General features: G+C 59.6%; 20 protein-coding genes and 1 tRNA gene. 6 read left to right on the top strand and 15 right to left on the bottom strand.

Annotated features, from left to right (window positions below):
* Positions 1–15 precede the first annotated feature (15 nt).
* The 4 genes from PMI09_RS17160 to PMI09_RS17145 all read right to left on the bottom strand — a co-directional run bounded on the left by PMI09_RS17160 (position 16) and on the right by PMI09_RS17145 (position 2,625).
* Positions 16–483, bottom strand: a complete 468-nt coding sequence (locus PMI09_RS17160) for a DUF4174 domain-containing protein (protein ID WP_007796793.1) — start codon at positions 481–483, stop codon at positions 16–18.
* 63 nt (positions 484–546) lie between these two features.
* The gene (locus PMI09_RS17155) at positions 547–1,011 is read right to left on the bottom strand and encodes a hypothetical protein (RefSeq protein WP_007796790.1); all 465 of its coding nucleotides are present in this window, start codon (positions 1,009–1,011) and stop codon (positions 547–549) included.
* Positions 1,012–1,229: 218 nt separating this feature from the next.
* Positions 1,230–1,475 carry a helix-turn-helix domain-containing protein gene (locus PMI09_RS17150; protein ID WP_007796787.1) on the bottom strand — a complete coding sequence of 82 codons (246 nt, stop codon included), beginning with the start codon at positions 1,473–1,475 and terminating at the stop codon, positions 1,230–1,232.
* A gap of 493 nt (positions 1,476–1,968) precedes the next feature.
* The gene (locus tag PMI09_RS17145) at positions 1,969–2,625 is read right to left on the bottom strand and encodes a hypothetical protein (protein WP_007796783.1); all 657 of its coding nucleotides are present in this window, start codon (positions 2,623–2,625) and stop codon (positions 1,969–1,971) included.
* A 629-nt stretch (positions 2,626–3,254) separates the two neighbouring features.
* On the opposite strand from PMI09_RS17145, the gene ppk2 reads away from it, so the two are divergent.
* On the top strand, positions 3,255–4,172 hold the full coding sequence (ppk2, locus tag PMI09_RS17140; RefSeq protein ID WP_007796780.1) for a polyphosphate kinase 2: 918 nt from the start codon (positions 3,255–3,257) through the stop codon (positions 4,170–4,172).
* Positions 4,173–4,329: 157 nt separating this feature from the next.
* Here ppk2 and PMI09_RS17135 read toward each other — a convergent pair.
* Both PMI09_RS17135 and PMI09_RS17130 read right to left on the bottom strand, forming a co-directional pair.
* Positions 4,330–4,406 (bottom strand) — tRNA-His (locus PMI09_RS17135).
* Between the two features lie 127 nt (positions 4,407–4,533).
* A complete protein-coding gene (locus PMI09_RS17130) occupies positions 4,534–4,983 on the bottom strand; it encodes a phasin (protein ID WP_007796777.1) in 450 nt (149 codons plus the stop codon).
* 214 nt (positions 4,984–5,197) lie between these two features.
* Here PMI09_RS17130 and PMI09_RS17125 point away from each other — a divergent pair, with 214 nt between their 5' ends.
* Positions 5,198–8,917, top strand: a complete 3,720-nt coding sequence (locus PMI09_RS17125; protein ID WP_007796774.1) for a PAS domain-containing sensor histidine kinase — start codon at positions 5,198–5,200, stop codon at positions 8,915–8,917.
* Positions 8,918–9,138: 221 nt separating this feature from the next.
* On the opposite strand, the gene PMI09_RS17120 is transcribed toward PMI09_RS17125, so the two are convergent.
* Positions 9,139–11,091 (bottom strand): acetoacetate--CoA ligase, encoded by a 1,953-nt coding sequence (locus PMI09_RS17120; protein WP_007796769.1) that lies wholly within the window; start codon positions 11,089–11,091, stop codon positions 9,139–9,141.
* A 160-nt stretch (positions 11,092–11,251) separates the two neighbouring features.
* Here PMI09_RS17120 and PMI09_RS17115 point away from each other — a divergent pair, with 160 nt between their 5' ends.
* Entirely contained in the window at positions 11,252–13,132 is a 1,881-nt protein-coding gene (locus tag PMI09_RS17115) for an AsmA family protein (protein WP_007796766.1), read from the top strand.
* On the opposite strand, the gene PMI09_RS17110 is transcribed toward PMI09_RS17115, so the two are convergent.
* The 5 genes from PMI09_RS17110 to PMI09_RS17090 all read right to left on the bottom strand — a co-directional run bounded on the left by PMI09_RS17110 (position 13,133) and on the right by PMI09_RS17090 (position 18,744).
* The gene (locus PMI09_RS17110; protein WP_007796763.1) at positions 13,133–13,951 is read right to left on the bottom strand and encodes an ABC transporter permease; all 819 of its coding nucleotides are present in this window, start codon (positions 13,949–13,951) and stop codon (positions 13,133–13,135) included.
* 2 nt (positions 13,952–13,953) lie between these two features.
* Positions 13,954–14,865 (bottom strand): ABC transporter permease subunit, encoded by a 912-nt coding sequence (locus PMI09_RS17105; protein ID WP_007796760.1) that lies wholly within the window; start codon positions 14,863–14,865, stop codon positions 13,954–13,956.
* A gap of 3 nt (positions 14,866–14,868) precedes the next feature.
* A complete protein-coding gene (locus tag PMI09_RS17100) occupies positions 14,869–16,011 on the bottom strand; it encodes an ABC transporter ATP-binding protein (RefSeq protein ID WP_007796756.1) in 1,143 nt (380 codons plus the stop codon).
* Between the two features lie 91 nt (positions 16,012–16,102).
* Positions 16,103–17,203 (bottom strand): polyamine ABC transporter substrate-binding protein, encoded by a 1,101-nt coding sequence (locus PMI09_RS17095; RefSeq protein ID WP_007796753.1) that lies wholly within the window; start codon positions 17,201–17,203, stop codon positions 16,103–16,105.
* 128 nt (positions 17,204–17,331) lie between these two features.
* Positions 17,332–18,744, bottom strand: coding sequence for a helix-turn-helix domain-containing protein (locus PMI09_RS17090; protein ID WP_007796749.1), 1,413 nt, complete (start codon positions 18,742–18,744; stop codon positions 17,332–17,334).
* 193 nt (positions 18,745–18,937) lie between these two features.
* On the opposite strand from PMI09_RS17090, the gene aceA reads away from it, so the two are divergent.
* Positions 18,938–20,227, top strand: a complete 1,290-nt coding sequence (gene aceA, locus PMI09_RS17085) for an isocitrate lyase (protein WP_007796747.1) — start codon at positions 18,938–18,940, stop codon at positions 20,225–20,227.
* A gap of 22 nt (positions 20,228–20,249) precedes the next feature.
* Complete coding sequence (locus PMI09_RS17080) at positions 20,250–20,486, top strand: SMc00767 family acetate metabolism repressor (RefSeq protein WP_007796744.1); 237 nt, start codon at positions 20,250–20,252, stop codon at positions 20,484–20,486.
* A 19-nt stretch (positions 20,487–20,505) separates the two neighbouring features.
* On the opposite strand, the gene PMI09_RS17075 is transcribed toward PMI09_RS17080, so the two are convergent.
* Complete coding sequence (locus tag PMI09_RS17075) at positions 20,506–21,375, bottom strand: LysR family transcriptional regulator (RefSeq protein ID WP_007796741.1); 870 nt, start codon at positions 21,373–21,375, stop codon at positions 20,506–20,508.
* 87 nt (positions 21,376–21,462) lie between these two features.
* Between PMI09_RS17075 and PMI09_RS17070 the strand changes: the two genes are divergently transcribed.
* Positions 21,463–21,696 (top strand): hypothetical protein, encoded by a 234-nt coding sequence (locus tag PMI09_RS17070; protein WP_007796738.1) that lies wholly within the window; start codon positions 21,463–21,465, stop codon positions 21,694–21,696.
* On the opposite strand, the gene PMI09_RS17065 is transcribed toward PMI09_RS17070, so the two are convergent.
* Together PMI09_RS17065 and PMI09_RS17060 are read right to left on the bottom strand one after the other, a co-directional pair.
* Entirely contained in the window at positions 21,669–23,510 is a 1,842-nt protein-coding gene (locus PMI09_RS17065; protein WP_007796735.1) for a methyl-accepting chemotaxis protein, read from the bottom strand. The genes PMI09_RS17070 and PMI09_RS17065 overlap by 28 nt on opposite strands.
* Positions 23,511–23,698: 188 nt before the next feature.
* Positions 23,699–26,227 carry a methyl-accepting chemotaxis protein gene (locus tag PMI09_RS17060; protein WP_037083341.1) on the bottom strand — a complete coding sequence of 843 codons (2,529 nt, stop codon included), beginning with the start codon at positions 26,225–26,227 and terminating at the stop codon, positions 23,699–23,701.
* Between the last annotated feature and the right edge of the window lie 250 nt (positions 26,228–26,477).

Genomic DNA, 26,477 nt, shown 5'->3' with positions numbered 1-26,477 from the left:
TGGCTCAACGTCAGGTCAGTCGCGCTTCTCGGACTCTTCGCTCGTCTGCTGCTTGTCCGAGGCAATCTCGGCTGCCCGCACAGGCATGCTGTCAATAATCGCAAACAGTTCACCGCTCGAGATCGGTTCGCTGACTTTCAGCTTAACCGTTCCATCCTTGCCGACGAGAAAGGCCGCGAACTCTCCGGTCGGGGGATCCCCCAACTCGCCGGCAATCGCCGCAGCATCGAGATTTTTGCCGGCCCCGAAGAGAACCCTCACACTGCCGCCGGCAATCTTGAGAATGACCATATCGCGGTCCTGCAGGGCATCGCGATTGGCAAGTAACTGGTTTTCCTGACGAGCGCCACGCGCGTTTCCCTTGTCGGGAAAGACGACCAGAACGCGGTTGCGCCACTGGAACTGCTCAAGGCTCGCGATGGCGGAGTAGGCGCTGTTGCCTTCGTCCACCTTGGTCGCACCATATAGAAGCATTTTCGACATGCACATTTCTCCTGTTGACGGAACGTCTAGGGAGCGGCGGCGGTTCCATCCGCGGGCATGTGGCTAGCTGCGCCAGGATTTTCGCAATTGCCAAAAGGCGCCGAACAGCACCAACAGCAAGGGAATGCCGCCGTAGGACAAGGTGACTTGCGCCAATTGATCCAGCCTCTGCGAAGGTGCATCAACCGCCGCAGCGTCATGCATAAGGCTTGAGCCGAGACTATAAGCGGCACGCGAGACGGCCGCTAAAGCGACGATCAATCCGGCCATGTCGACGAAGCGGGCGTGGCCGCGCATGCGATCAATGATAACGGTCGCGAGACCACAAAGAAATGCAGCGGGCAAAAGATAGGCGGCCCCGCCCAGCAGCTGGAAATCCCCCAGGACGACGTCGTCCGACTCGCTTACGAAACCGACCCTCAGGATCGGCAGCAAGACCGCGAGAACAGAAAGGACGGCAAGCGCGCCGCGCTTGATAAGTTCGCTCAAATCAATCCGCGTGGCGCCAATGCGACGAGCCCGGCTCATTCTGCCTCCCCGATATAGGAATCCGCCGCAGTGCACAGGCGCTCGGCTCATTCGAGGGGACATTTGCTATGAAGTTGCTAACGCACCGCACAATCAGCCACGGTAAAACTACCCTTTGCGGGCAAAAGCGTTCAGTCGGTTCGGAGGGGAAGGTTAAGAAGAGATGAAGGAGGGCAAGGCCAGGCGGGCAATTTGCCTGCCCGGCCCTGAGATCAACATCACATCGGAACAAACGATGAGACCGGCACCTGCAATGCAGAGGCGATCCGCTTGAGCTTGGCGGGATCAGCATCCTCACCACTCTCGATTTCCTCAATCTCATTGACAACCAGGCCGCAGGTTACTGCGAGGTCATCGACGCTATAGCCGACGGCCTCTCGAGCGGCACGTACAGCAGCGGCTACATTCATGGCCGAAACGGCGGTAGCCTTGGATGCATCCAGATTGCTGAGCGAAATGGACATTTACGTCTCCTTCTGAAATCACTCTGAATTAGCCCCCGGCGAGAAAATGGCACTCTCGATCACGATTTGCAATGCAGTATGGTTAATCCGTGATCGGCGAGAGCCCGACGACGGGAGCTCGAACAAGTTGGCAAAATCTGATTGCCCTTTGTAAGCAAAGCAGTTTTGCCGGCCTACCCGATGGCGCCGATAGAGGCGTCCACACGCCAAAAAACGTCACGCGCGCGGCGATTTGTCACCTAATTTTAGGCCTTCGCGTCGATTTCGAAACGAATCACTGTGACCGAAATCGGGCGAATGAGACCATCATGCGAACAACGCAGCCTCGGGTAAAAAACGTTTCAGCAGGGCTGAAAAGTTTGGTCGGACTTGCTTCGAAAGGGGCATGCCATTCCGAAGCAAGTCCAGTAGCGGATATAGGTAGGATCCAACGACACCGCTAGATCAGAGGATCATTCGACAGGCCCGACGGGCACAGATCGAAATGTCGGCGTCACGCAAACTCGGCGGACAGAGCGACGTCCTCTTCGGACGCTTCCTCTATGTGCCCAGCCGTCATGACGAACAGCAACGCGTGGGCAACCAGGATCGCTGAGCCCAGCAGCGCGGCATAGGCGAGCAGGATTGTACCCATCGGCACTGCGAAGTTCAGCTGCGGCAGGGCGCCGAGCATCATAGGCACGTACCAGGAGACGGCCGAAATCGCACCCGAAACGATGAACACACTGCGATGCGACGAAGGCAAGCCTTCCATGATCGAGCGACCGATCTGCTTCTTCACCCGCGGAAGGATGATGGAGTGGATGAAGCCGCCGTTAACGGTCAGGATGAGCACGATGATCATCTTGGCCCAGACCTTCTGATTGCCGAGCTTCGCCGGATCGAAGACGCCGTAGTAAGTGAGAAAACCAAGCCCGGTGGCCCAGAGCAGGATCAGGCCCCAGTTGACGACTTTCGAGCCGAACTTGAAGACCTTCCAATGATCTTGCGTAATCTTACCTCTGATCAAAAACCGCAACACAAGAAGATCAAGCACGGTTGCGGCACCAAGGCCAAGTGCCAAACCAATGAAATGCACTATTCTCAAGGCCGACTTGATTGATACTGCCGGATCCTGGGCGAGAGTCTGAATAAGGAGAGTAAATCCCATACTTATGCACCTTTCATTTCATTGGATCACAGCGTTGGAACGCAGGTAGGTCTGAGTGTCAGGATACGGGAAATCGCACCAAGCGCCGAATTCAATCGGCCTCGACAAGTGAGCGAATTAAACGTTCCGACAGTCTGTGATCCCTTTTTGGTGCCCCGTTCCCCGCGGATCGATTTATTAGTAAAGAATGAACAAAGGGCGGCGAGAACGTGGCCAAACCGCGTCGATATCGCGATATCGTAATTTATCCATGTCTTATTCTTTGATGGCGCACGTATAGAGCGAGCAATTCTTCAAACTCAATGCACAAGGCGCGCGCCCAATGTCACAGGAGGTTCATTCTAAAGGAATAGACCCGACTAAGGATTAGCCCCAAGAGGAGCCGGAGATGACAATAGTTCAGGTTGAAGAACATCGTCATGATCGCGCCAGCTCTCCACTTGAGGGAACAAGATCAGGAAAGTGGTTCCTGCCTGTATTCTGATCCAATGCTCGCAAGGCTCGGCTGCAGCGCCCTTGCGCCCGGCCGGGACTTGAAGAGCGCAGTCGCCGTTTTGCATCTACCGGCTTGAGGCTGACCGAAAGCCGCACTTCCAATCGTGCCACGAACATATCGAGGGTCAACGTCCATGAACAATGCATCCGACAACAGCTATTCCGACTGGCTTGAGGCCGAACTGGCCGACACGCTGGACGAGGATTACGAGTTGGAACTCTCCGAGCCGGCGCTTTCCGACGCAATCCGCAAGATCTACCGCAACGCGCACCCGGCATCGATTCCGCGGCTCGACTATTTTCGTGCGCTACTGTCGCTGCAGGCAGAGCTGATCAAGCTTCAGGATTGGGTGGTCTATAACAAGGAGAAGGTCGTCGTGATCTTCGAGGGTCGCGATTCTGCAGGAAAGGGCGGCGTGATCAAACGCATCACGCAGCGCCTCAATCCGCGCGTCGTCCGTGCCGTCGCATTGCCCGCCCCTTCCGACCGCGAAAAAACGCAGTGGTACTTCCAGCGCTACGTGCCGCATCTGCCTGCCGGCGGCGAAATCGTTCTCTTCGACCGCTCCTGGTACAATCGCTCGGGTGTCGAGCGGGTCATGGGATTTGCGACCGAGGACCAGGTCGACCAGTTCTTCAACGACGTGCCGGAATTCGAACGCATGCTCGTTCGCTCGGGCATCCGGCTGGTCAAATACTGGTTCTCGATCACCGACGAAGAGCAGCAGATGCGCTTCCTCGTGCGTATCCACGACCCGTTGAAGCAGTGGAAGCTCTCGCCGATGGACCTGCAGTCGCGCGTCCGCTGGGAAGGCTATACCAAGGCGAAAGAAGAGACTTTCGCGCGCACCAACATTCCCGAAGCGCCCTGGCATATCGTCGAAGGCAACGACAAGAAGCGGGCACGGCTGAACTGCATCGACCACCTGCTGCGTCAGATCCCCTATGGCGACGTTCCGCACGAGGAGATCACGCTGCCCGATCGCGTCTTCAATCCGGATTACGAGCGCAAGGTGCTGCCGCCGGAGCTTTACGTTCCATCGAAGTATTGATTGGGAGACCAGTCCGCGGGCACGGTGGAGGCCGCTGTGCTCGCTTCTACTACGCGAATTGAGCCCAAACAGCATTTGCTTGGGTTGAGCAGAGACCACACCAAAAGCTTGGCACGGACCGTTGACCACAGTGAAAGGGATTCTGCTAAGGAGAGAATGGTACGGTTGGGGGGTCTCGAACCTCCGACCTCAGGTGCCACAAACCTGCGCTCTAACCAACTGAGCTACAACCGCACAAATCGCGTCCGACGCGACGGGGGTCACATACGAGGACTTGGAAATTAATTCAAGCCCTATCTCTCCCCAATATACAAAAAGGCCGGACAAATGGTCCGGCCCCTTCGTGTGTCCTGTCGAATAATCAGGCCGCCTTGAAGGAGGCCATGACCTTTTCAGCTGCTTCTTTCGAAGGCTTGGCAAGCTTTTCGACAACCTGCTTCGAAGTTTCCTGCATGGTCTTGGCCTGCTCGATCGTCAGCTCGACCTGCTTGCGCAGGAAGGTGGTCTGGAGTTCGACGAGTTCGGCGACCGACTTGACGGCAAGCAGCGCTTCCATGTGCGTCAGCGAGTTTTCAGCGTTCGTGCGCAGGGCGTCGATCGCCTTGTGGCCAATCTCAACGGCGCCGGCCTGGGCCGTCTGAACCGTTGCTTCGAGCGTCTTGCTCGCTTCTTCGCCGGCGCTCTTCATCTTCGCGTAGGCCTCGCGCGACTGCTGCGCGCCCTTTTCAGCGAAGTCGCGGAAGGATTCGGTGAACTTGGAAGGATCAAACGACGACATTGAAAAAACGTCGTCCATCTTTATGTTAGCCATTGGTTTGCGCTCCTTTTGCCTCGGCATGCGTGATGGCCTCGTAGGTTAGATGTCCATTATATAGCGCAGATTTTTGTGCATTGCAACATGTTTGTGCGACGCACAACGCGTTAACCTTTCCAGCCGAAAGCCGGGCCCCGTTCTAGACCCCGTTCCGGCCTATCGTTATTAATAGACTATTAATTTCACGGTGACCGAAGCCAAAGGTTCGATCATGCCCGCAGTGCAGTATCCGTTCATCGACATCGCCGTGCATCCCCGGGTGCGGGACCGCTTTTCGCGTGGCGAAGCGATGGTCCTGCTGTCGGCGGATCTCAGCCGCGCGCTCTGGGCAAATGGCGCCGGCGCCGAACTCTTCGGGCAATCGGCGGTTTACGACCTTCTGGACCAAGGCATAGACGGGGCCGACATCACCTTTCGCCAGTTGGAGGCGACGGCGCGACAGCTCGTGAATGCCGGCGACAGCCGCAACTTCTTGATCCGCATTGCCAGGGGCTTCCAACGTGTTCCCGTTCAGGCAACAGTGGAACTGATCCACCTCGCATCCGGGGAGCGCGCCGTTCTTCTGTCACTTCCGGTTTCGACCAATGCCTTGTCGATAAAGGCGTCCGCGGAACAGATGCTCAGAGGCCTCGACGATCCCGACACGCATATGGCCGTTATCGGGGCCGACGGCGAGATCATTGCCTCCTCTCCCGGCTTTGCCTCGCTAGGTGTCACGCAGCAGACCTCCAAGGCAATGATCACACTTGCCGGCGATCATGCCGACCGCCTTGTGAAGCGCCCTGTTGCCACGGGCAAAGGCTACCTTCCGGCGGCCGTCGGGCGACTGAGTGACGAGCCAGTGCTCAACCTCCTTTTCGCCGTTGAAACCGTGATCGGCCACCTCGACCCAATCGACACGCCGGCGGCGGCAGAACACTTATCCACAGCCGCCGTTAACCATAGCGAGCTTGCACAAGCCGCGACCTTCGTCGATGCTATCGATGCCATTGCCGGCATCGAAGACATGGAAGAACCGCCCGAAGAGGGCATCCATGAGAGCGATACAGCCGAAGCGGTGACTGCGGAAGCTGCAGCAATCGCCGAAGAGGCGTTGGAGGCCGAGCCGGCCGCTGCAGAGATCAGCCAGGAAGGCGAACCGCTGCCGGCCGCGATGGAAGAGGCCGTTGAGCAGTCCTTGCCTATTGAAGAACCTACGGCAATCGAGATGACGGCGGAAGGCCTGACGGATGCACCCGCCGCCCTCGACGATGAAGCCGTGGCAGTCGAAGAGACACCGGTGGAAGCACCGGCGCCTGAAAACGTAGATGCAGCCGGTCAGTATGCCGACGTCGTCAATGAGGCCGAGCAGTCGGAGCCGGAGACGGCCGCCAAGGCAGGCGCCTTCGTTTTCAATCCGAATAGTCGCGCGACCCGTTTCGTCTGGAAGATCGACGCGGCAGGACGGTTCAGCGAAGTGTCGAGCGAATTTGCAGAAGCGGTCGGGCCGCATGCGGCTGATATCATCGGCACGCCGTTCAGCGATATTTCGGCACTCTTCAACCTCGATCCGGAAGGCAAGATCAGCGAAGCCCTGGCGCGGCGCGACACCTGGTCGGGCAAGACGATCAACTGGCCGATCGAAGGGACGAGCCTCGCCGTGCCGGTCGATCTCGCCGCCCTGCCCACTTACACCCGAAGCCGGGAGTTCGACGGTTTTCGCGGCTTCGGTGTCGTGCGCCTGTCCGATGCCGCCGAAGATCCTTTGGCGCTCGGCCTGACGCTTGGCCCGAATGGCATCATCAATGACGCGGCTGCACTCGACCAACCGATCGAAGCCTCCGAAGAGGCGTCGTTGTCGGCGCTGGCCGATGAAGTGGCGACTAGCGAGCCGACGGCGGCGGAAACGGTGGCCCCCGCTTCCGAGCGGACTGCTGAAGAGGCCGCAACCACCACCGACGCCGACATTGTGACGACGGCCGAGCCGACAAAGCCGCAGCCAGCTACGGAGCCTCCGGCCTTACGAATCGTCGAAAATCCGAGCCGCCGCCTGACGGACAAGATCGTGCAATTGCACGGCGCCGGCCCGCAGCTGACCTCAGCCGAGCAGGCAAATTTCCGCGAGATCGCCAAGCGTCTCGAAGCCTTCGGCGTCCGCGAGTCGGAACCGCGCGACGACGAGCCTGCGGTCAGTGAAACCGAAGAACGCGACATCCCGGCAGCAGAAACACCGACGATCGGCATGCACGCTGATGAATCGTCCACATTCGAGGACGATAGTGTCGGCACCTCGCCTGAAGAGAAAAAGGCTGACGACGTACAGGCTGCAGCCGACGGACCCGAGGCGGCCGACGAGATCGACGACGACGTGACCGAAGGGCTGGAGGAAACCGTCAGCCAAATGGACATGCTGGCGAGCTTCATTCCGCCGCGCGCAAAGATGGGCGCCGGGCTATCTGCCGCTGCTATCGACCAGTTGCCTGTCGCTGTCCTCGTGCATGCTGGCGACCAATTAATCCATGCCAACCCGGAATTCATGCGACTGACCGGCTACAAGACGCTGGAAGCGCTGAGCGAGGTCGGTGGCATTGATGCGCTGCTGCAGCGCTCGGAGCTCGAAGAGGGTGCCGGCCGCGCCGGCTCGATGATGCTTGTAACGGTCGATGATAGTCTCGTTCCAGTCACGGCACGGCTGCAGTCCATCCGCTGGGAAGAAGCCAGCGCCTTGATGCTCGCCCTGATGCCGGCAGCTAGTGACGCGGCGGTTCCCGCCCGCCCTGCACCGCCGACGGAGCCCCGCTCCTTCGACAGGATGCTGGAGAAGGTCGCCAAGCTGCAGGTGGAAGTAGAAGAGCTGCGGTCGATCCTGGAAACGGCTACCGACGGCGTCGTCGTAATCGGCGCCGAAGGCGACATCCGCTCGATGAACCGCTCGGCGAGTGCACTGTTCAACTACGACGAAGACGAGACCCGCGGGAAACCCTTCGTCATGCTCTTTGCGCATGAAAGCCAGAAGGCTGTACTCGACTACCTCGGCGGCTTGTCGGATCACGGTGTCGCAAGCGTGCTCAACGATGGCCGGGAAGTCATCGGCCGCGAGGCCGGCGGCGGCTTCGTGCCGCTCTTCATGACGATGGGGCGTCTCACCTCCTCCAGCGGCTATTGCGCGGTCATTCGCGACATCACCCAGTGGAAACGCACGGAGGATGAACTGCGCAGCGCCAAGAGTGCAGCGGAGACCGCCAACGAACACAAGACCGATTTCCTCGCACGGGTCAGCCACGAGATCCGCACGCCGCTCAACGCGATCATTGGTTTCTCCGACATGATGGCAACCGAGCGTTTCGGGCCAATCGGTCATCCGCGCTATGTCGAATATGCCAACGACATCGGCAGGTCCGGCCGCCATGTCCTTGATATCGTCAATGATCTGCTCGACATCTCGAAGATCGAGGCCGGCGAAATGGATCTGGATTTCAGTGCCATTGATCTCAACGAGGCCGTTTCCGAGGCAGTAGCGCTACTCCAGCCGCAGGCCAACAGCCAACGCGTGATCATCCGCACTGCCCTCTCCCAAGCCGTGCCTGATGTCGTTGCCGACCTTCGTTCGATCAAGCAGATCGCGCTCAACATCCTCTCCAACTCGATACGGTTCACGCCGGCGGGCGGACAGATTGTCGTTTCCACGTCCTACGAGGCAAACGGCAGCGTCGTCTTACGGGTGCGCGATACCGGCGTCGGCATGACCCGGAGCGAGCTCGACCAGGCCATGAAGCCGTTCCGCCAGGTTTCCGCGCAGTCGCGCCACCGTGGCGACGGCACGGGGCTCGGCCTGCCGCTGACCAAAGCGATGGTCGACGCGAACCGGGCGATTTTCGCGATCAGCTCGGCACCCAACGAAGGCACGCTGGTCGAGATCGCCTTCCCGTCGCAACGGGTTCTGGCAGGCTGAACGAAAAAAGGCAGCCAAAAGGCTGCCTGAGAGTTCGGGTGCTGATCAATAAGGGCTTAGTCAGTCCAACATCATGTTTGGGAGCCAAAAGCTCCGGCTGCTTCGTTCATGTGCAACCCCAAGTTAAATTCACTTTTGACCAACGTTTCTTAACGAAAGATTACCGCGACCTTCAATCTCTCAAAGGTGAAAGCTTGTAATCTGCCCGTTACCGTCCTTGATCAGACACGCAACTCCTCAAGTCCCGCAAACAGATCCAGTGCCTCTGGGTTGGCAAGCGCTTCCTTGTTCTTGACCGGCCGGCCGTGGACCACCTCGCGAACCGCAAGCTCGACAATCTTCCCGGACTTGGTGCGGGGAATATCTCTAACGGCGATGATCTTTGCGGGTACGTGGCGTGGCGAGGCGCCCGTGCGAATGCGGTTCTTGATTGCCTTCACCAACTCGTCAGTCAGGGATGCGCCGGGCGCCAGACGCACGAAGAGGACCACGCGGACATCGTCATCCCATTCCTGGCCGATGCAGAGCGCCTCCGCGACTTCGTCCATCTGTTCGACTTGGTTGTAGATCTCGGCGGTACCGATGCGGACGCCACCAGGATTGAGCGTCGCATCGGACCGCCCGTGAATGATGATACCTTCATGCTCGGTCCATTCTGCGAAGTCGCCGTGGCACCACACATTGTCGAAACGCTCGAAATAGGCTGCCCTGTACTTGGCGCCACCGGGATCGTTCCAGAACATCACAGGCATCGACGGAAAGGCCTTTGTACAGACGAGCTCACCCTTTTCTTGGCGAACCGGCTGGCCCTCATCATCCCAGACATCCATGGCAAGGCCGAGGCCCGACCCCTGGATTTCGCCGCGCCAGACCGGCTGCAAAGGGTTGCCGAGGACGAAGCAGGAGACAATATCGGTACCACCCGAAATGGATGCGAGCTGCACGTCTTCCTTGATGCCTTCGTAGACGAAGGTGAAGCCCTCGGGTGACAGCGGCGACCCGGTCGACGTCATCAGCCGAAGACTGGAGAGGTCGTGGCTCGCGCGCGGCGTCAACCCGCTCTTGCGAACCGCGTCTATATATTTCGCCGACGTGCCGAAGACGGCAAACTTCTCGGCTGCCGCAAAATCGAAGAGTACGTTACCATCGGGTGCAAAAGGCGAACCGTCGAACAGGCAAAGCGTGGCGCCGACCGCCAGTCCGCTCACGAGCCAATTCCACATCATCCAGCCACAGGTGGTGAAATAGAAAAGCTTCTCCCCCGGCTGAATTCCGCAATGCAGCCGGTGTTCCTTAAGATGCTGTAACAATGTGCCGCCGGCGGAATGAACGATACACTTCGGAACGCCGGTCGTTCCCGACGAGAAGAGAATATAAAGAGGGTGCGAGAATGGCAGGCGCACAAACTCGACAGAACGCGCTTCGAACGGCGCGATGAAGTCTTCCAGCGTCTTGGCGCCGGGCGTCTCGCTGACCACCGCAGACGCGTCCCCGGCATAGTGAATGACCAGACATGGCACGCCGAGCCGCTTTGTGACGGTCGCGACCTTGCCCTTCACGTCCTGCAGCTTGTCGCCATACCAATAAGCGTCGCAGGCGATGAAAAGCTTCGGCTCGATCTGGCCAAAACGATCGAGTACGCCCTGCTCGCCGAAATCGGGCGAACAGGACGACCAGATCGCGCCGATCGAAGCGGCCGCCAGCATGCAGGCGACCGTTTCCGGCATGTTGGGCATCATCGCCACAATGCGATCCCCAGAACCGACACCCATTGCCTTGAATGCCTGCTGCAGCCTGGAAACCAGGCTACGGAGCCGGTCCCAGCTCCAGCGATCGGCAACCTTGTCTTCCCCCCGAAAGATCAGTGCGTCACCGGCGCCTTCCCCGGAAAGCAGGTTCTCGGCAAAATTCAGGGTCGCATCGGGGAAGAAGCGTGCCTCGAGCATGGCATCGCCATTGACGAGCGCCCGAGGTCCACGCTCTCCCTTGACGCCGCAGAATTCCCAGACCGACGTCCAGAACCGCTCCCTGTCGGCGACCGAAAAGGCGTGCAGATCGTGGTAGTTTGCAAGGGACAGATCGAAGTCGCGGTTGCACTGCTGCATGAAGGCGTACATCGGGCTCGCTTCGACCGATGCTCGCGAAGGCATCCAGAGTGGCTTATCGTCGCGCATTCGACACTTCTCCTATTTGCTCGCCTATATACCATGCAATATCAGCTTATAAAGGCAGTGACGAGCACGGCCAGCGGCGTGCATTTGCAAGCAAGCGGCATTTGATATATCCGGCCTTTCAGAGCATTAAGGGCAGTGGCCGAAGAGACTGGCGGATTGTATGGGGACGTCACGACAACCGCGATGGCGGAGAAGAATCAGGCCCGTGACCCGTTGGCTGCCGGGCTTCGCACGGCTTGCCACGATTACCCTGCTTGTCTTCCTGTCGATCTTCGTGGCACTTCGTGTCGCTGCCCCCTATCTGATTTCCACCGGCCTCGTTCGCTCCGGCATTGAGGATGCGCTCTCCAAGTGGGCTGGCTATCGCGCAGAGATTGCCGGCAAGCCGGTGATCGAATTCTGGCCGACGCCTCGCATCACCCTCAGCAAGATCTCGGTTCACCAGCAGGGCGAGGGCAACAAGCTCCTGGGAACGATCGAAAGCCTATCCGCCGAGTTCAGCCTAATTGATGCGATCAGGGGGCGTGCAAGCTTCCACGAGTTCCACCTGCTTCGTCCCAACTTGCAGCTTACTCGCGAAGGCAGCGGCGTGATTGACTGGACCAATGAGGGGCTTCTGGCGAGGGCGATCGCAGGAGCGCGCGAGGAAGATGGGAGAGAGGTTCTCGACCAAAAGCTGGATGCCAAAGTCGGGGCCATTACCGTCGAAGACGGCACGGTGAATGTCACCGACGTATCAAGCGGCCGAACTTATCGTTTCGACGGCGTCACCGCTGATGTCAGCTGGCGCAAATTGTCGAGCCCGATCACAGCGGTGCTTATCGCGAGGACGGGCGGACAGGACCTCAAGCTCGATTTCTCCTCTCCCAGCCCGTTGCTTATCTTTGGTGGCAGGAAGGCCGAAATGGGCGGATCGCTGACCTCGAGCCTGCTCACGGCGCGGTTCCAGGGACTGGCAAACATTTCGCACCTCTTCGACCTTTCCGGGAACATGGCCGTCAGCATCGGCGATCTTCCCGCTCTTCTGGCATGGGCCGACCGCTCGCTGCCCGGTCTTGCAACCCTTAAGACCTTCGCGATCGAGACCGATGTCGCTTCGGTTCCAAACGGGTTTCGCTTCGACAATGTCAGCATGAGCATGAATGGATCGAATGCGAAGGGCGTGATGGACGTTGCCTTTCCGCCAGGCAAACGCGCCAAGCTCGGCGGCACGCTGGCTTTCGACCAGATGAATTTCAGATCGCTCTTCGATGCGTTCATACTTCGCCTGGCGGCCGGTGAAGCAAATGGGCCACCGGATGGCGGTGCACTGCAGAAGCTGGACCTCGACCTCAGGCTCTCCGCAAAGCAGGCCCTGATCGAGCCTTTCATACTTTCGGATGTCGGCGCGAGCATCATCGTTTCCAGCAACGAGGCGAAGTTCGACATCGGCGACAGCCAGTTTGAAGGTGGCACGCTGTCTGCTCATCTGGAGGCGATGCGCGGGGATTTTGACGGCGGCGGCAAGCTGCAGCTGTCGATCCGGGGGGCTGACTTTGCCGGCCTGATCGAGCGGCTTCAGCTCCGGGGACCACTTCCCCTTGCCACCGGCTCTCTCGACATGTCGCTCAAGACCTCGATGCCGCTCTGGAAGGCGGGCGCTGGCGACGTGACCGGCAGGATCGCTTTCCGCGCGCGCTCGGGCTCTCTGCCGAGCTTCGATGCCGAAGCCGTGCGCGAAAAGGCCGCACGGGCCGACTTCTTCCCCTTGAATGCGGTCTCCCACCAAGCCTTCGCCTTCGACAATTTCGACATCGCCGCCGATCTCGCGGACGGCGCGGCGACGATCCATGGTGGACGGATCGAAGGGCCGCTCGAGACGCTCGTCCTTTCCGGCGTCATCCCATACCGATCGAACGGATTGGCGTTGTCGGGCACGATCGAAGCAACCGATCCGACGGCGTCAACCAGTTTGCCGCCTCTGCCGTTCTTCGTTGGCGGCGCTTGGCCGGAGCCGGTTATCTCCCCTGCTCCCATTACGCAGCAGGGGTCGACCAAATAATCACGGCGCGTTTGCCGCTGCACGCTCGTCGCGCTCGCGCTGCAGTTCGCGGCGTTTCGTGATCATGGAGGCGCAGATGACGCCGATCGCCACAATCCCGATCAGAATGGTGCAGACCGCATTGATCTCAGGCGTTACCCCGAGGCGGACTTGGCTGTAGATCTTCATCGGCAACGTCGTGGCCCCGGGACCCGAGGTGAAGCTCGTGATCACGAGATCGTCCAGCGACAATGTGAAAGCGAGAATCCAACCGGACAAGACGGCGGGCGCAATGATCGGCAGCGTCACTTCGAAGAAGGTCCTTACCGGTGGTGCGCCGAGATCCTGCGCCGCCTCCTCAATCGAGCTGTCGAAGCTCACGAGGCGTGATTGCACGACGACAGCAACGAAGCACATCGTAAACGTCGTATGAGCGAGCGTGATTGTCCAAAAACCGCGGTCGAGGCCGATCGCCACGAACAGCAATAGAAGCGACAGGCCGGTGATCACTTCAGGCATGACCAGCGGCGCATAGACCATGCCGGAAAACAGCATGCGTCCGCGGAATCGCGTGTAGCGTACCAGAGCGATCGCTGCGAGCGTTCCAAGGATCGTCGCAGCGGTGGCCGAGAGGAGGCCAACACGGATCGTCACCCACGCGGCGTCAAGCAAAGCCTGATTGTGCAAGAGCGAGACATACCACTTGGTTGAAAAGCCGCCCCAGACGGTCACGAGCTTTGACTCGTTGAAGGAAAACACGACCAGCAGAACGATCGGCAGATAAAGAAACGCAAAGCCGAGCGCGACGGAAGCGACGTTGAAACGGGTCCATCTCAGCATGTCTATCTCCCCTGCTCTTCGGCCTTGGCCTGGGCGTTCTGGAAGAACACGATCGGGATCACCAGGATCAGCAGCAGGATCGTCGCCACCGCCGAAGAGACCGGCCAATCACGGTTGGCGTTGAACTCGTTCCACAACGTCTTGCCGATCATCAGCGTCTGCGATCCACCAAGCAGATCGGGGATAACAAACTCGCCGACCGCGGGGATGAAGACCAGCATGCAGCCGGCGAGGACGCCCGGCAGCGACAGCGGGAAGGTCACCCGCCAGAATGCGCTGATCGGAGTGCAGCCAAGATCCTGCGCAGCCTCGATCAGAGTGCCATCCATCTTCTCGAGCGACGAGTAGAGCGGCAGTACCATGAACGGCAGATAGGAATAGACGATGCCAATATAGACTGCGACGTTGGTGTTCAGGATAATCAACGGGCTGTCGATGACATGCAGCGACAGCAGCAGCTGGTTGAACAGTCCCTCCGGCTTCAGGATCGCGATCCAGGAGTAGACGCGGATCAGGAAGCTCGTCCAGAACGGCAGGACGACCAGCATCAGCAGCGTCGGACGGATGCTGCGCGGAGCCTGAGCCATGCCATAGGCGATCGGGTAGGCGATCAAAAGCGTAAGGAACGTCGATATCCCAGCGATCACCAGGCTCGATATGTAGGACTTCATGTAGAGCGGATCATCGATCAGATAGCTGTAGTTGTCGAAGGAGAAGGTGCTCACCTTCTCCCAGAATCCGGCCCAGCCATCACCGAGGGAAAAGACCGGCTCGTAGGGCGGCATGGCGATTGCCGTCGTCGACAGCGAGATACGGAAAACGATGAAGAACGGCGCCAAGAAGAACAGCAGCAGCCAGACATATGGAATGATTATGACCAGGCGATTGTAGAAGGTGGAACCGAGCTTGCCCATGGTTCAATCCTTGAGGAGGACGCCGGCATCCTCGGCGAAGGTGATCCAGACTTCCTGGTCGTAGATGAACGGATCGTCGACCGCGCGCTGGGCATTAAGGAGCGAGGCCTTGACCACTTTGCCGTTCTTCAGCTTTACGTGGAAGACCGTCATGTCGCCGAGATAGGCGATGTCCCATAGTTCCCCGGACGCCGCGTTCACCTTTGGATTGGCTGGAGGCTTGCGCGAGACTTTCAGCTTTTCCGGGCGGATCGCAAAACCGACGGACGAGCCCATGGCCGGCTTTTCGGGGGTGATGACGCTAATTGAGAAATCTTCATCGACCGCGATCTCGACGGTGCTGTCATTCGCGCTGGCGACTTTGCCGTCGAAGATGTTGACGTCGCCGATAAAGTCCGCGACGAAGCGGGAATTCGGCGCCTCATAGATCTCGGCGGGCGTCGCGACCTGGATTACCTTTCCGTGGCTCATGACCGCAATGCGGTCGGCCATAGTCATCGCCTCTTCCTGGTCGTGGGTGACAACGACAAAGGTCAGGCCGAGGTTTTGCTGCAGGTCCATGAGCTCGAATTGCGTTTCCTCGCGCAGCTTCTTGTCGAGCGCACCGAGCGGCTCGTCTAGCAGCAGCACCTTCGGCCGCTTGGCAAGGGAACGCGCCAGAGCCACGCGCTGGCGCTGGCCGCCGGAGAGCTGGTTCGGCTTGCGCGTGGCGAACTTCTCGAGCTTCACCATCTTCAGCATCTGCAGAACGCGTTCGGCGATCTCCTCCTTTGGCATGCCATCCTGGCGCAGGCCGAAGGCGACGTTCTTCTCAACCGTCATATGCGGGAAGAGCGCATAGGACTGGAACATCATGTTGACCGGACGCTTGTATGGCGGCGTTCCGGCGAGGTCGGTACCGTCGAGGACGATTTCGCCCGAGGTCGGCTGTTCGAAGCCTGCGAGCATGCGCAGCAGCGTGGATTTTCCGCAGCCGGAAGCCCCCAGCAGGGCAAAGAATTCGCGATGATAGATGTTCAGCGACAGGTCGTCGACCGCCATGAAATCGCCGAACCGCTTCGTGACGTTGTTAAACGAGATGAAGGGCTTCGACGCAGGGTCTGCCCACGGTGCAAAGGAGCGGCGGATATTGCCGAGTGACTTCATATTGTGCCCCGAATATTATTTTTGGAAGCCGACGTCCCCTGCGATCGGCGTAAGAAAAGGCCCGGACGTTGCCGACCGGGCCTGATTTCAATTACTGGCCGGTGACGACTTTCGTCCAGATCCGGGTCGCGGTGCGTTGCGTTTTCGGATCCCATGGGGTGACGCTATAGAGCTTCTTCATCACGTCCTCGCTCGGATAGACCGACGGGTCTTCGAGGACTGCCTTGTCGATGAACTGCTGCGACGCCTTGTTACCGTTGGCATAGAACACGTAGTTGCTGGCCTTGGCGATGACTTCCGGCTTCATCAGGTAGTTGAGGAATTCATGCGCCTCAGCAACATGCTTGGCATCCGCCGGGATCGCCATCATGTCGAACCACATCTGCGCGCCCTGTGACGGAATGGAATAGCCGATCTCCACGCCGTTCTTGGCTTCGGTCGCACGGTTGGCAGCCTGGAAAATGTCGCCGGAGTAACCGAACGCGATGCAGATGTCGCCGTTAGCCAAGGCGTTGATATATTCCGAGGAATGGAACTTGCGAACGAAGGGCCGTACCTTTTCCAGCAGTTCGCCGGCCTTCTGCAGATCGGCCGGCTTGCTCGAATTGGGGTCAAGTCCGATATAGGTCAAGGCTGACGGCATGACATCCTTCGGTGCATCGAGAACATAGATGCCGCAATCCTTGAACTTTTCAGCAACCTTCGGATCGAAGATTGCTTCAAGGCCCGGTTCCTTTGCGTCTGGTCCGAGGATTTCGGCGAGCTTCTTCTTGTTGTAGCCAATCCCGTTGGTGCCCCACATGTAGTCCACCGCGTATTCGTTACCGGGGTCGTACATGGCGGTGCGCTGCTGGATCATATCCCACATATTGGAGAGGTTCGGCAGCTTGGATTTGTCGAGTTTCTGGAAGACACCGGCCTGGATCTGGCGCTGCAGGAAGTCACCGCTCGGCACGACCACGTCGTAGCCCGTGCCGCCGGCGAGCAGCTTGGTTTCAACCGTCTCGTTGGAATCGAAGGTGTCGTAGACGACCTTGATGCCGGTTTCCTTGGTGAAGTCTTCGAGGATGGAGCTGTCGATATAGTCCGACCAGTTGTAGACGTTGACCACCCGCTCCTGCGCAAAGGACGGCGCAGCGGCGAACGCGAGCACAACGGCGCTTGCTGCAAGTCTTGCGATAGTTGACCTCATGATATCTCCTGTTTTCTTCTTGCTCTGCGGTGCCGCTTGCGGACGCCCACCCTCTGGTTTTAAAGCAGACTAGAAAGGTTTTTGAGAGCCCACAAGCGCAAAAACCTGCAGCCTCACTCATTTCACAGTCATTGGAAATCGAAGCTGCTGAGGCCTGCAACCATCTCATCGAGGCCCAACGGCCGTGTGACAGGCGGCTCGGCGCGCGCAAGGCATCCGCGCCGTTCGCAAAGGCGGCAGGCAGGTCCGATCGCGACCGGCTGCTGGATGGCTGCAACCTGGCCGTAGACCGACGCTTCACCAGCGGCAGTTTCACAACCAATCAGCAAGGCGGTGCGCCTCACCCGCTCGCCAAACGCGGCGTTCGGCCCCTCAAGCGTCCGGGAGACCGTGAGATAGCTGGCGCCATCTGGCATTTCGACCGTTTCGGCAAGAATCTGGCCCGGCTGCAGGAAGGCGGCATGAATGTTCAGCTTGGGACAGCCGCCGCCAAAACGCGAATGCGGGAAACCCTGCGCTCCCGCACGCCGCAACCGGTGACCGGCGGCATCGATCTCCATCATGAAGAACGGAATGCCGGAGGCACCCGGTCGCTGCAGCATGACCAGCCGGGCTGCCGCCTGCGCATAGGAAACGCCGAAGCGGGAACGAAGGATATCGACATCGTATCGGCTGCCCTGGGCCGCAGCCAGAAAGGGCGCATAGGGCATCGTGAGCGCCAGAGCTCCGTAACGACAGAGTTCGAAGCGCGCTATCCGCTTCGCCTCCGGCGTCGACAGCGCCAGACCATCGAGTTCCGCCAGGATCGCATCACGCAATGCAAGCGTGGCAACCTCAATGGCGACTTCATGTGCCTGATCAGCCGGCGACAGACGTTCGGAAACGAAGAGTCGCATAGAGTGCCGATCGAAACGACGCCGCAGATCCGGCATGACGTGAACCGGAAGGACGCGCACGCTTATGCCGCGCTCCGCCCGCAGCCACTCCTTGAACGCGACCGGGAGATCGCGCACCTCGGCAAAGCGCGCTAAAAAGGCCTCGGCGGCATTCTCCAGCTGGGGAAAATATGCCGAGCGCCGCTCAAGGAGATCGCGGACCTCGTCGGCCGGCAGCCGCGCACCGGCGAGCGGCACCTGCCCCGCACCCGCCGTTAGCGACGTCAGGTCCGACAGGCGGCTGGCCTGCTCGCTATAGGCACGGTAAAGTTTGATGATGCCGCTTGCGGCGTTGGGCGCCGCCTCTGCGACCTCCACGAGTTCCTGATCGCCGGGAAGTTCGCCGGCGAGCAGTGGATCCGCGAAAATCTCGCGCAGCTGATTGAGGCTACCGCCGCTCTCGTCCCTCAACTCCTCCAAATCAACCTTGTAGACCGACGATAGCTTCAAGAGCAGCTGTACCGTCAGCGGCCGCTGGTTGCGCTCGATGAGGTTGAGATAGGAGGGGGAGATGCCAAGCTCCTCGGCCATCGCGGACTGAGTCAGACCGAGGCCGTTGCGAATGCGCCGGACTTTTGGCCCCGCAAAAATCTTGCGCTCCGCCATGTGACAATCCTTTACAAGACTTCGACGAATCGGAATTTACAATACTTTACAGATTTACAGAACGCCCCTGTCAAAGGCTTTGCATCCTAACTCGTTTCTGATCGCTATTCTACAGATAACTCTGGCTTTTCTCGGGAAATTGTAAATTCTGTCAATCATCCAAACCGACCGCATAATCTGCAAGGAGCATGAAATGACAGAATTTGACAAGCTGCACCGAGACCTTCCAGAAGGACGCTTCAACGGGGTTGAGCGTCCCTACTCGATCGACGACGTCAAGCGCCTGCGCGGCTCCGTGGAGTTGCGCTATACGCTCGCGGAAATGGGCGCCAAGCGGCTGTGGCAGCTCCTGCATCAGGATGATTTCGTCAACGCGCTCGGCGCGCTTTCAGGCAATCAGGCAATGCAGATGGTTCGCGCCGGATTGAAGGCAATCTACCTCTCCGGCTGGCAGGTCGCCGCGGATAGCAATACCGCCTCGGCCATGTATCCGGATCAATCGCTCTATCCGGCGAACGCCGGTCCGGAACTCGCCAAGCGGATCAATCGGACCCTGCAGCGCGCCGATCAGATCGAAACATCAGAGCAAAACGGCCTCTCCGTCGAGACCTGGTTTGCGCCGATCGTCGCCGATGCGGAGGCAGGCTTTGGCGGCCCGTTGAATGCCTTCGAGATCATGAAGGCCTATATCGAAGCGGGTGCGGCCGGTGTTCACTTCGAGGACCAGCTGGCATCGGAGAAGAAGTGCGGCCACCTTGGCGGCAAGGTTCTGATCCCGACTGCGGCACATGTCCGCAACCTCGATGCGGCTCGCCTCGCCGCCGATGTCATGGGCGTTCCGACGCTCGTCATCGCACGGACCGACGCGGAGGCAGCCAAACTGCTGACATCAGATATCGACGAGCGCGACCAGCCCTTCGTCGATTACGATGCCGGACGGACGGTTGAAGGCTTCTATCAGGTTCGCAACGGGCTCGAGCCCTGTATCGCGCGCGCCGTCGCCTACGCGCCGCACTGCGATCTCATCTGGTGCGAAACCTCGAAACCGGATCTGGAGCAAGCGCGCCGTTTTGCCGAAGGCGTGCACAAGGTGCATCCCGGCAAACTGCTCGCCTACAACTGCTCGCCGTCGTTCAACTGGAAGAAGAACCTAGACGACGCGACGATCGCCAAGTTCCAGCGCGAACTCGGCGCGATGGGCTACAAGTTCCAGTTCATCACGCTGGCCGGATTCCATCAGCTGAACTTCGGAATGTACGAGCTCGCCAGAGGTTACAAGGACCGGCAGATGGCCGCCTATTCCGAACTGCAGGAGGCGGAGTTCGCGGCCGAGATCAACGGCTACACCGCAACCAAACATCAGCGCGAGGTCGGCACCGGCTATTTCGATGCCGTTTCGATGGCCATCACCGGCGGACGTTCGTCGACGACGGCGATGAAGGAATCCACCGAGCACGCGCAGTTCAAACCAGCAGCAGAATGATCGCACCAAGGAGGAGAATGCCATGCCTACGCTTGCACGCGTCAAGGAACGCGCTGAAGAACAATCCACCTGCATGACACCGGATCAGCAGACGATGATCCGCATGCTGGCCAATGACCTGCACCGGCTGAACCAGTCGGTCATGAAGGCGGTCGATGCCGGCGTTTCCGTCGAGATCGTTCGCTCGGCGAGACACCATGGCGGCGACGGGAACTGGGGAGACCTTTTGATCCCCGTCATCGTCGCGGGGCGCAACTGAGTAGGATCAGGCGACGCTCTCAGCTTCGGCTGGAGCGCTTGCCCGCGAAGAGATCGACATAGCTCTTCAGCAATCTCGTCATGCGATCGGCAACGGTCCGGATTTCCGGCCGGTGCCGATCTTCGTTGTTCATGACGATCCATTGCCGGTGGCGCAGTTCCGGCAGCTCGCTGCCGAGGCGCTGCAATTCGGGATCGAGGTCGCCGACGAAGCACGGCAAGACCGCCTTACCGGCCCCTGCCCTCACCAGTTCCGGCAGTGAGCGCGGCCGGTTGACGGTCGCAACGATCGAGCCGGCTGCGTTGCGATGCGGCCAGCGAAGGTAGTTCGATATCGCATCCTCTTCGGCGACGGCCACCCAGCGCTCATCGGTCCCGTCAGCATTCCGTCTGACATAGACAGCATAGGCCACCTCGCCGAGCAGGCGGGCGGCAAGGTTGCCTTCTTCCGGTTCGAAGGCGCGGATACCGATGTCGCTTTCCCTGTAGTTCAGATTGGCGCGTGCTTCGCCGATGGTCAGCGACACCGCGAAGGCATCGCCGGGCTTGCGGACCGCAGCGAAGTTCTCCGTCAGCAGCCATGCGATCCAGGTGCCGGCGGCGATCCTCACCGTTGCGCCGACGCTGCTTGCCTGCCGCCAGGCATCGACCTTGCGCGCCGCCGCCTCCATATCCTGCAGATGGTCCAGAAGCACCTGGCCATCGACAGTGAGGCTGTAGCCCGTCTGGCTGCGGACAAAGAGAGCCTTGCCGATCTCATGCTCCAGATCGAGCATGCGACGGCCGATCGTGGCGGGGCTCAGCCCGCTTGATGCGCTGGCACCGGTCAGCCCACCAAACCGGGCAACCTGAAGAAAGAGCTGAAAAGAATGCCATTGCGTATTTTTCATTGACGAAAAACATAGTGGGATAATTCGCGTTTATAAAGCAGATTTTGATGAATAACTAAAGCGATGCCCAGACGGAAGGACATCGTCATGATCACTCTCATCGCCATTGCCCAGATTGCAGACCTGCTCAACGACAGCCGTGACAAATATTCGCCGCGAGCCGAAAGCGAGTTCTACGAAAGCTTCGGCAGCTCCCGCCTAGTCCGCTTCGCGGCCTTGATCACATCCTTCAGAATATCGGTCAAAGCGTTTCGCGCCAGAGCACCCGGCCGTTGCCGATCTGAGCGCAGCGATCAGGCCGCCTGCCTCGTCCGGCCGTAATCGGGAGCGGCTTCGAAGCGGAACTGCTGAACCAGCGCCATCAACGCATCCGCCTCATTCGCAAGCTGGCGGCTCGCCTCGGTCGTTTCCTCAACCATTGCGGCGTTCTGCTGCGTCATCTGGTCCATCGCATTGACGGCGCCGTTGACCTCCTGCAGAGCGGCCGATTGGTCCTGGCTTGCCGTTGCGATCGTTTCGACGTGACTGCTGATCGCGATGATCTCCTGGCTGATCGCGGCGAGCACCGAGCCGGTCTTCTGCACGAGACCGGACCCGATCGTGACCTCCCGCGTCGACTTCTCGATCAGGCCCTTGATTTCGCGCGCGGCGTCTGCAGAGCGCTGCGCAAGCTGGCGCACTTCCTGCGCAACGACGGCGAAACCCTTGCCTGCCTCACCGGCGCGCGCCGCCTCGATACCGGCGTTCAACGCCAGAAGGTTCGTTTGAAAAGCGATGTCGTCGATGACTTCAATGATCTGTTCGATCTGCTTCGAGGCCTCCTCGATGCGGTCCATCGCCGCGACCGTGTCGCTGACCACGGCGCCCGAGCTATCGGCGTTCTTCTTCGTCACGGATACGGCGTCGTTCGCCTCCCGCGCACGCACCGCAGACGATTTGACCGTTACCGTGATTTCCTCGACGGCGGCCGCCGTTTCCTCGAGATTGGCAGCCTGCGCTTCCGTACGCTTCGAAAGCTCGTCGGCGGAAGCCAGCATGGCGCCGGAATTGCTCTGGATCGAAGCGGTGTTGTCACGAATGCGGGCCAGCGTTTCCTGCAGGCGGATGAGCGATGCGTTGAAATCGACACGAAGCTGCTCCAGGCGACCGACGAACGCAGTCTCGATCGTCTGGGAGACATCGCCCTGCGCCAGACGCCCCAAACCGGCCGCGAGCTGATTGACGGCGAAGTCGATCTGACCGTCGAGCGCGCGCTTCTCTGCATCGTTGCGAGCGCGCTCGTCGTCGCTGAGTTGGCGCTGTTCGGCCGCCTGCGTTTCCAATGTCTGGCGAGCGCGGGCGTTATCCCGGAAGAGCGCGAGGGCGCGTCCGATGGCGCCGAACTCGTTCTGCTTCTCCACACAGGGGATCGGTCCATCGAGATTTCCGGCAGAGATCGTATGGATGGTAGCGGTCAGCGCTTCCAGCGGCCTGACGGACGCCCGGATGGCGAAGTAGGCGACTACGCCGACCAGCAGCAATACCGCGACGCCAGCGCCGGCCACCAGTATCAGCAACTGCTGCAGACTATTGTAGTAAACCTCCATCGGGATGCCGATGAAGAGGATGCCGACATTTGAGCCGGTCGCGTTCTTGACCGGGAAATAACCAGTCATGAACTTCCGACCGAACAGCTCTGCCGGGCCGTAGTAGGCCTGCCCCCTGGCCAATACCACCTGCGCGGGGTGATCCGCTGCGAGCTTCGTGCCGACGGCGCGATCGCCGTTTTCCTTCTTCACGTTCGTCGAGACGCGGACGTAGTCGCTGCCCTGTCGTTCAAATACGGTTGCAACGCCTGCAATCGACTGCGCGGTGCGATCGACCAGAACATGATCGCCGAGCGAGGGAAGCTTCTCTTCCGTTACGCCGGCGAGCTCGTTATTGCTGACCTCGACCTTCACCGCCGCGTCGCTGGCGCCATAGAGGACGGCCATGGTCCGGCTCGCATCCTTGGCGTCGGAGACGGCGCTTGTCATCACGTAGGCACTCAGATTGTAGTAGGTCACGCAGACGATCGCCGCGGTGCTGCAAACGAGCAGTACGAGCGTGATGGCAACAATCTGACGTACGATGGAAGCCGAGAACAGGCGCAGCATGGATATCCCCTGAGACATGAGCCTCGCAGGTTAATTGAAAAATTTAAAGAAAATCTTCAAAAAATTGGCAATTGTCAAAAATTTGAAATCGAGCCCAAGCGCTGAGCCGTCTCCAGGCCGTGACAGGAGGCAGAAAGCAAAAAGCCCCGGAAAATCCGGAGCCTTTTTAGCGATTGCTTTCGATCGTCTTATGCGGCGCGATAGATCGTGCCCTGCATGTCGCCGTCGATCTTGAACTGCCGGATCAGTTGCAGGAGCAGATCCGCTTCCGTTGCAAGCTCGCGGCTCGCGGCGGTGGTCTCTTCGACCATTGCCGCGTTCTGCTGCGTCATCTGATCCATTTGATTCACCGTCGCATTGACTTCCTGCAGCGCGCCCGACTGGTCATGGCTCGCACGGGCGATCGTCTCGACATGCTGGCTGATCGTGACGATCTGAGCGCTGATCTTCGCAAGCACCGTGCCGGTCTCTTGCACGAACTGCGAGCCGGAGCTGACCTCTGTCGTCGATTTGTTGATGAGGCCCTTGATCTCCTGCGCAGCAGCAGCGGAGCGCTGCGCCAACTCACGCACCTCCATGGCGACGACAGCAAAGCCCTTGCCGGCTTCACCGGCGCGCGCCGCTTCGATGCCGGCGTTCAATGCCAGCAGATTGGTTTGGAATGCGATCTCATCGATGACGCCGATGATCTGCTCGATCTGGCGGGATGCATCTTCGATACGGCCCATCGCGTCGATGGCGTTGCTGACGACCACTGCCGAGTCGTCGGCGCTGCGCTTGGCCTGGCGGACGATCTGATCCGCGTCCTTGGCGCGCTCCGCAGAGGAGCGGACCGTCACCGTGATCTGTTCAACCGCGGCGGCGGTCTCTTCAAGCGAAGCTGCCTGCTGCTCGGTGCGCTTGGCAAGATCTTCGGCGGACTGAGCCATCTGGTTGCCGTTGCCCTGGATCATCTCGACGTTGTCGCGGATCTGGCTCATGGTTGCCTGCAGGCGCATCATCGAACCGTTGAAGTCCTGGCGAAGCTGCTCGAGACGCCCGATGAACGGCGTATCGATCGTGGTCGAAATGTCGCCCTGCGACATGCGCTCGAGACCGGAGGCAAGCGCGTTGACCGCAAACTCGATCTGGCGGTCCATCTCCCGTTTCTCGGCATCGTTGCGTTGGCGCTCGTGCTCGGCAGCAGCACGCTCTTCATCGCTCTGCTCCTCAATGCGGATCTTGGAGATCGCATTCTCCTTGAAGATGCCGAGTGCGCGGGCCATGTCGCCGATTTCGTCATGCCGCTGATCGCCCGAGATGTTCGTATCGAGCGCGCCATCGGCAATGCGGCGCATGGCCGCGGTGATCTGACCAATCGGACGCTGCAGAGTTAGAACCAGGGCGATACCACCGATGATCGAGACCAGAATGCCAAGGCCGGTCGTCAGCACCGAAATGCCGTTCGCCTGCGTACGCTCGGCACCGGCGCTCTGCTTTTGCAATTCGGCAAAGGTCGTCAGCTGACCCCAGACGGCATCAAGTTGCTGGCGGGCGGATGCGTAGTCAGTAACACGCTGGTTGATCGTATCAACGAGGCTCTGGGCGTCCTTGTCCATCGAGGCAAGGGCTGGAGACATGGCCGCGACGATGTCTTCCGCGAAGTTCATACCCTTCGCGCTGGCGAGCAGCGTGTTGAGATTGGTGCCGAGCGTCGCGATCTCCTGATGCAGGCGGACGCGGTTTTCCTTGCCCGGCTTGGCGGCGAATTCACCGAGGACGAGCTGAAGCGAGTAGATCGCGCTCTCCAGGCGGCGCGTGTCCTCGAGCACGGAATTCGTCTGGGCGATACGGCTGTCGAGCTCGACGAAGGTGGTCGTCGCCGCGCGCATCATCTGCGTCGCCGTCAGCTGCGTATAGGTCGACATCTGACGGAAGCGCGAGACAAGCCGCCCGAGATTGGCTATCGCCTCATCGGTGCCGGCGTCAGCAGCAGTTGCCTGCGCCTTCACGTCACTGATCGTCTGCGACAGCGACTGCGTCATGCTCTTCTGGTTCGCGGGTACCGAAATCTCGATCAGGCGCTGAGCCTTCGTGATGGCAGGAATGGCGTCGGTAACGACCTTCAGCTTGTCGGCGGGCAACTGGGCCTTGTTGAAATCGCCCATGACTGTGGCAAGCGTGTCCCCGCCCTTCAGCAGGCGATCGGCGGCGCGGAGCGTTGCCGTCGCGTTGCCTTCGTCCTTGCGGATATTTTCCTCAAGCTGCTGCGCATCGTAGTTCACGTTGAAGCGGCTTGTGATCATCACCTTCTGCGCGTCGTCGATCGACTTGCGGAGAGCGAGCTCCTGCTCATGAAGAGTCCAGAGCTTGCCCACGGTGTCGGAAATCCCGGAAGTGCCGTCAATCGCAACCCGCAGGTTGTCGCGTCCGCCGTTTTCGCCGATCTGCTTCAGCGTGGCGTTCAAAGTACCTTGCTGTGTCTTGATGTCCCCATAAAGCTTGTCGCGTGCTTCCTGGCTGGTGATCTGCAGGAAGTCGTCCATGGAACCATAAAGATCCTTGAACCCGCTTAGCGACTGCAGGACGCTGTTGGAGATTTCCATACGCCCCTGCAGCAAACCAGAGGCATAGAGACCGGTCAGGCCGACGGCAGAAATGCTTACAACAAAGGGCAATACAAAGATCAGGACCTTGGTCTTGATCCTGAAACGGGAAAGAATCTTATCAATCAACATGGCGGTTCCGGCCTTCCATACACCACTCCTCCCGCCGGCCGCCTGGCGGGCGCCGACCGAGTGCATCGAGCTGCTCTATTGGAACAATTGGAATCCCGGACACGAGGCCTGGGCGGCAGTCATTGCCAGCTCGCTTCACGTCAAAACGGAAAGCGCCCAAAAAATATCGAGCGAGTTTTGCAGAGGATGTCTTAATTTTCGGATAAGCGAAAACTCGGGATAGCCGTGTTCAAATCAATTTATCCGCGAG

The sequence above is a fragment of the Rhizobium sp. CF122 genome (genome assembly GCF_000282035.1).
Lineage (GTDB): Bacteria > Pseudomonadota > Alphaproteobacteria > Rhizobiales > Rhizobiaceae > Rhizobium.
Note: the sequence above shows the minus strand (reverse complement) of the source record. Positions and strands in the feature narration are given on the sequence as shown.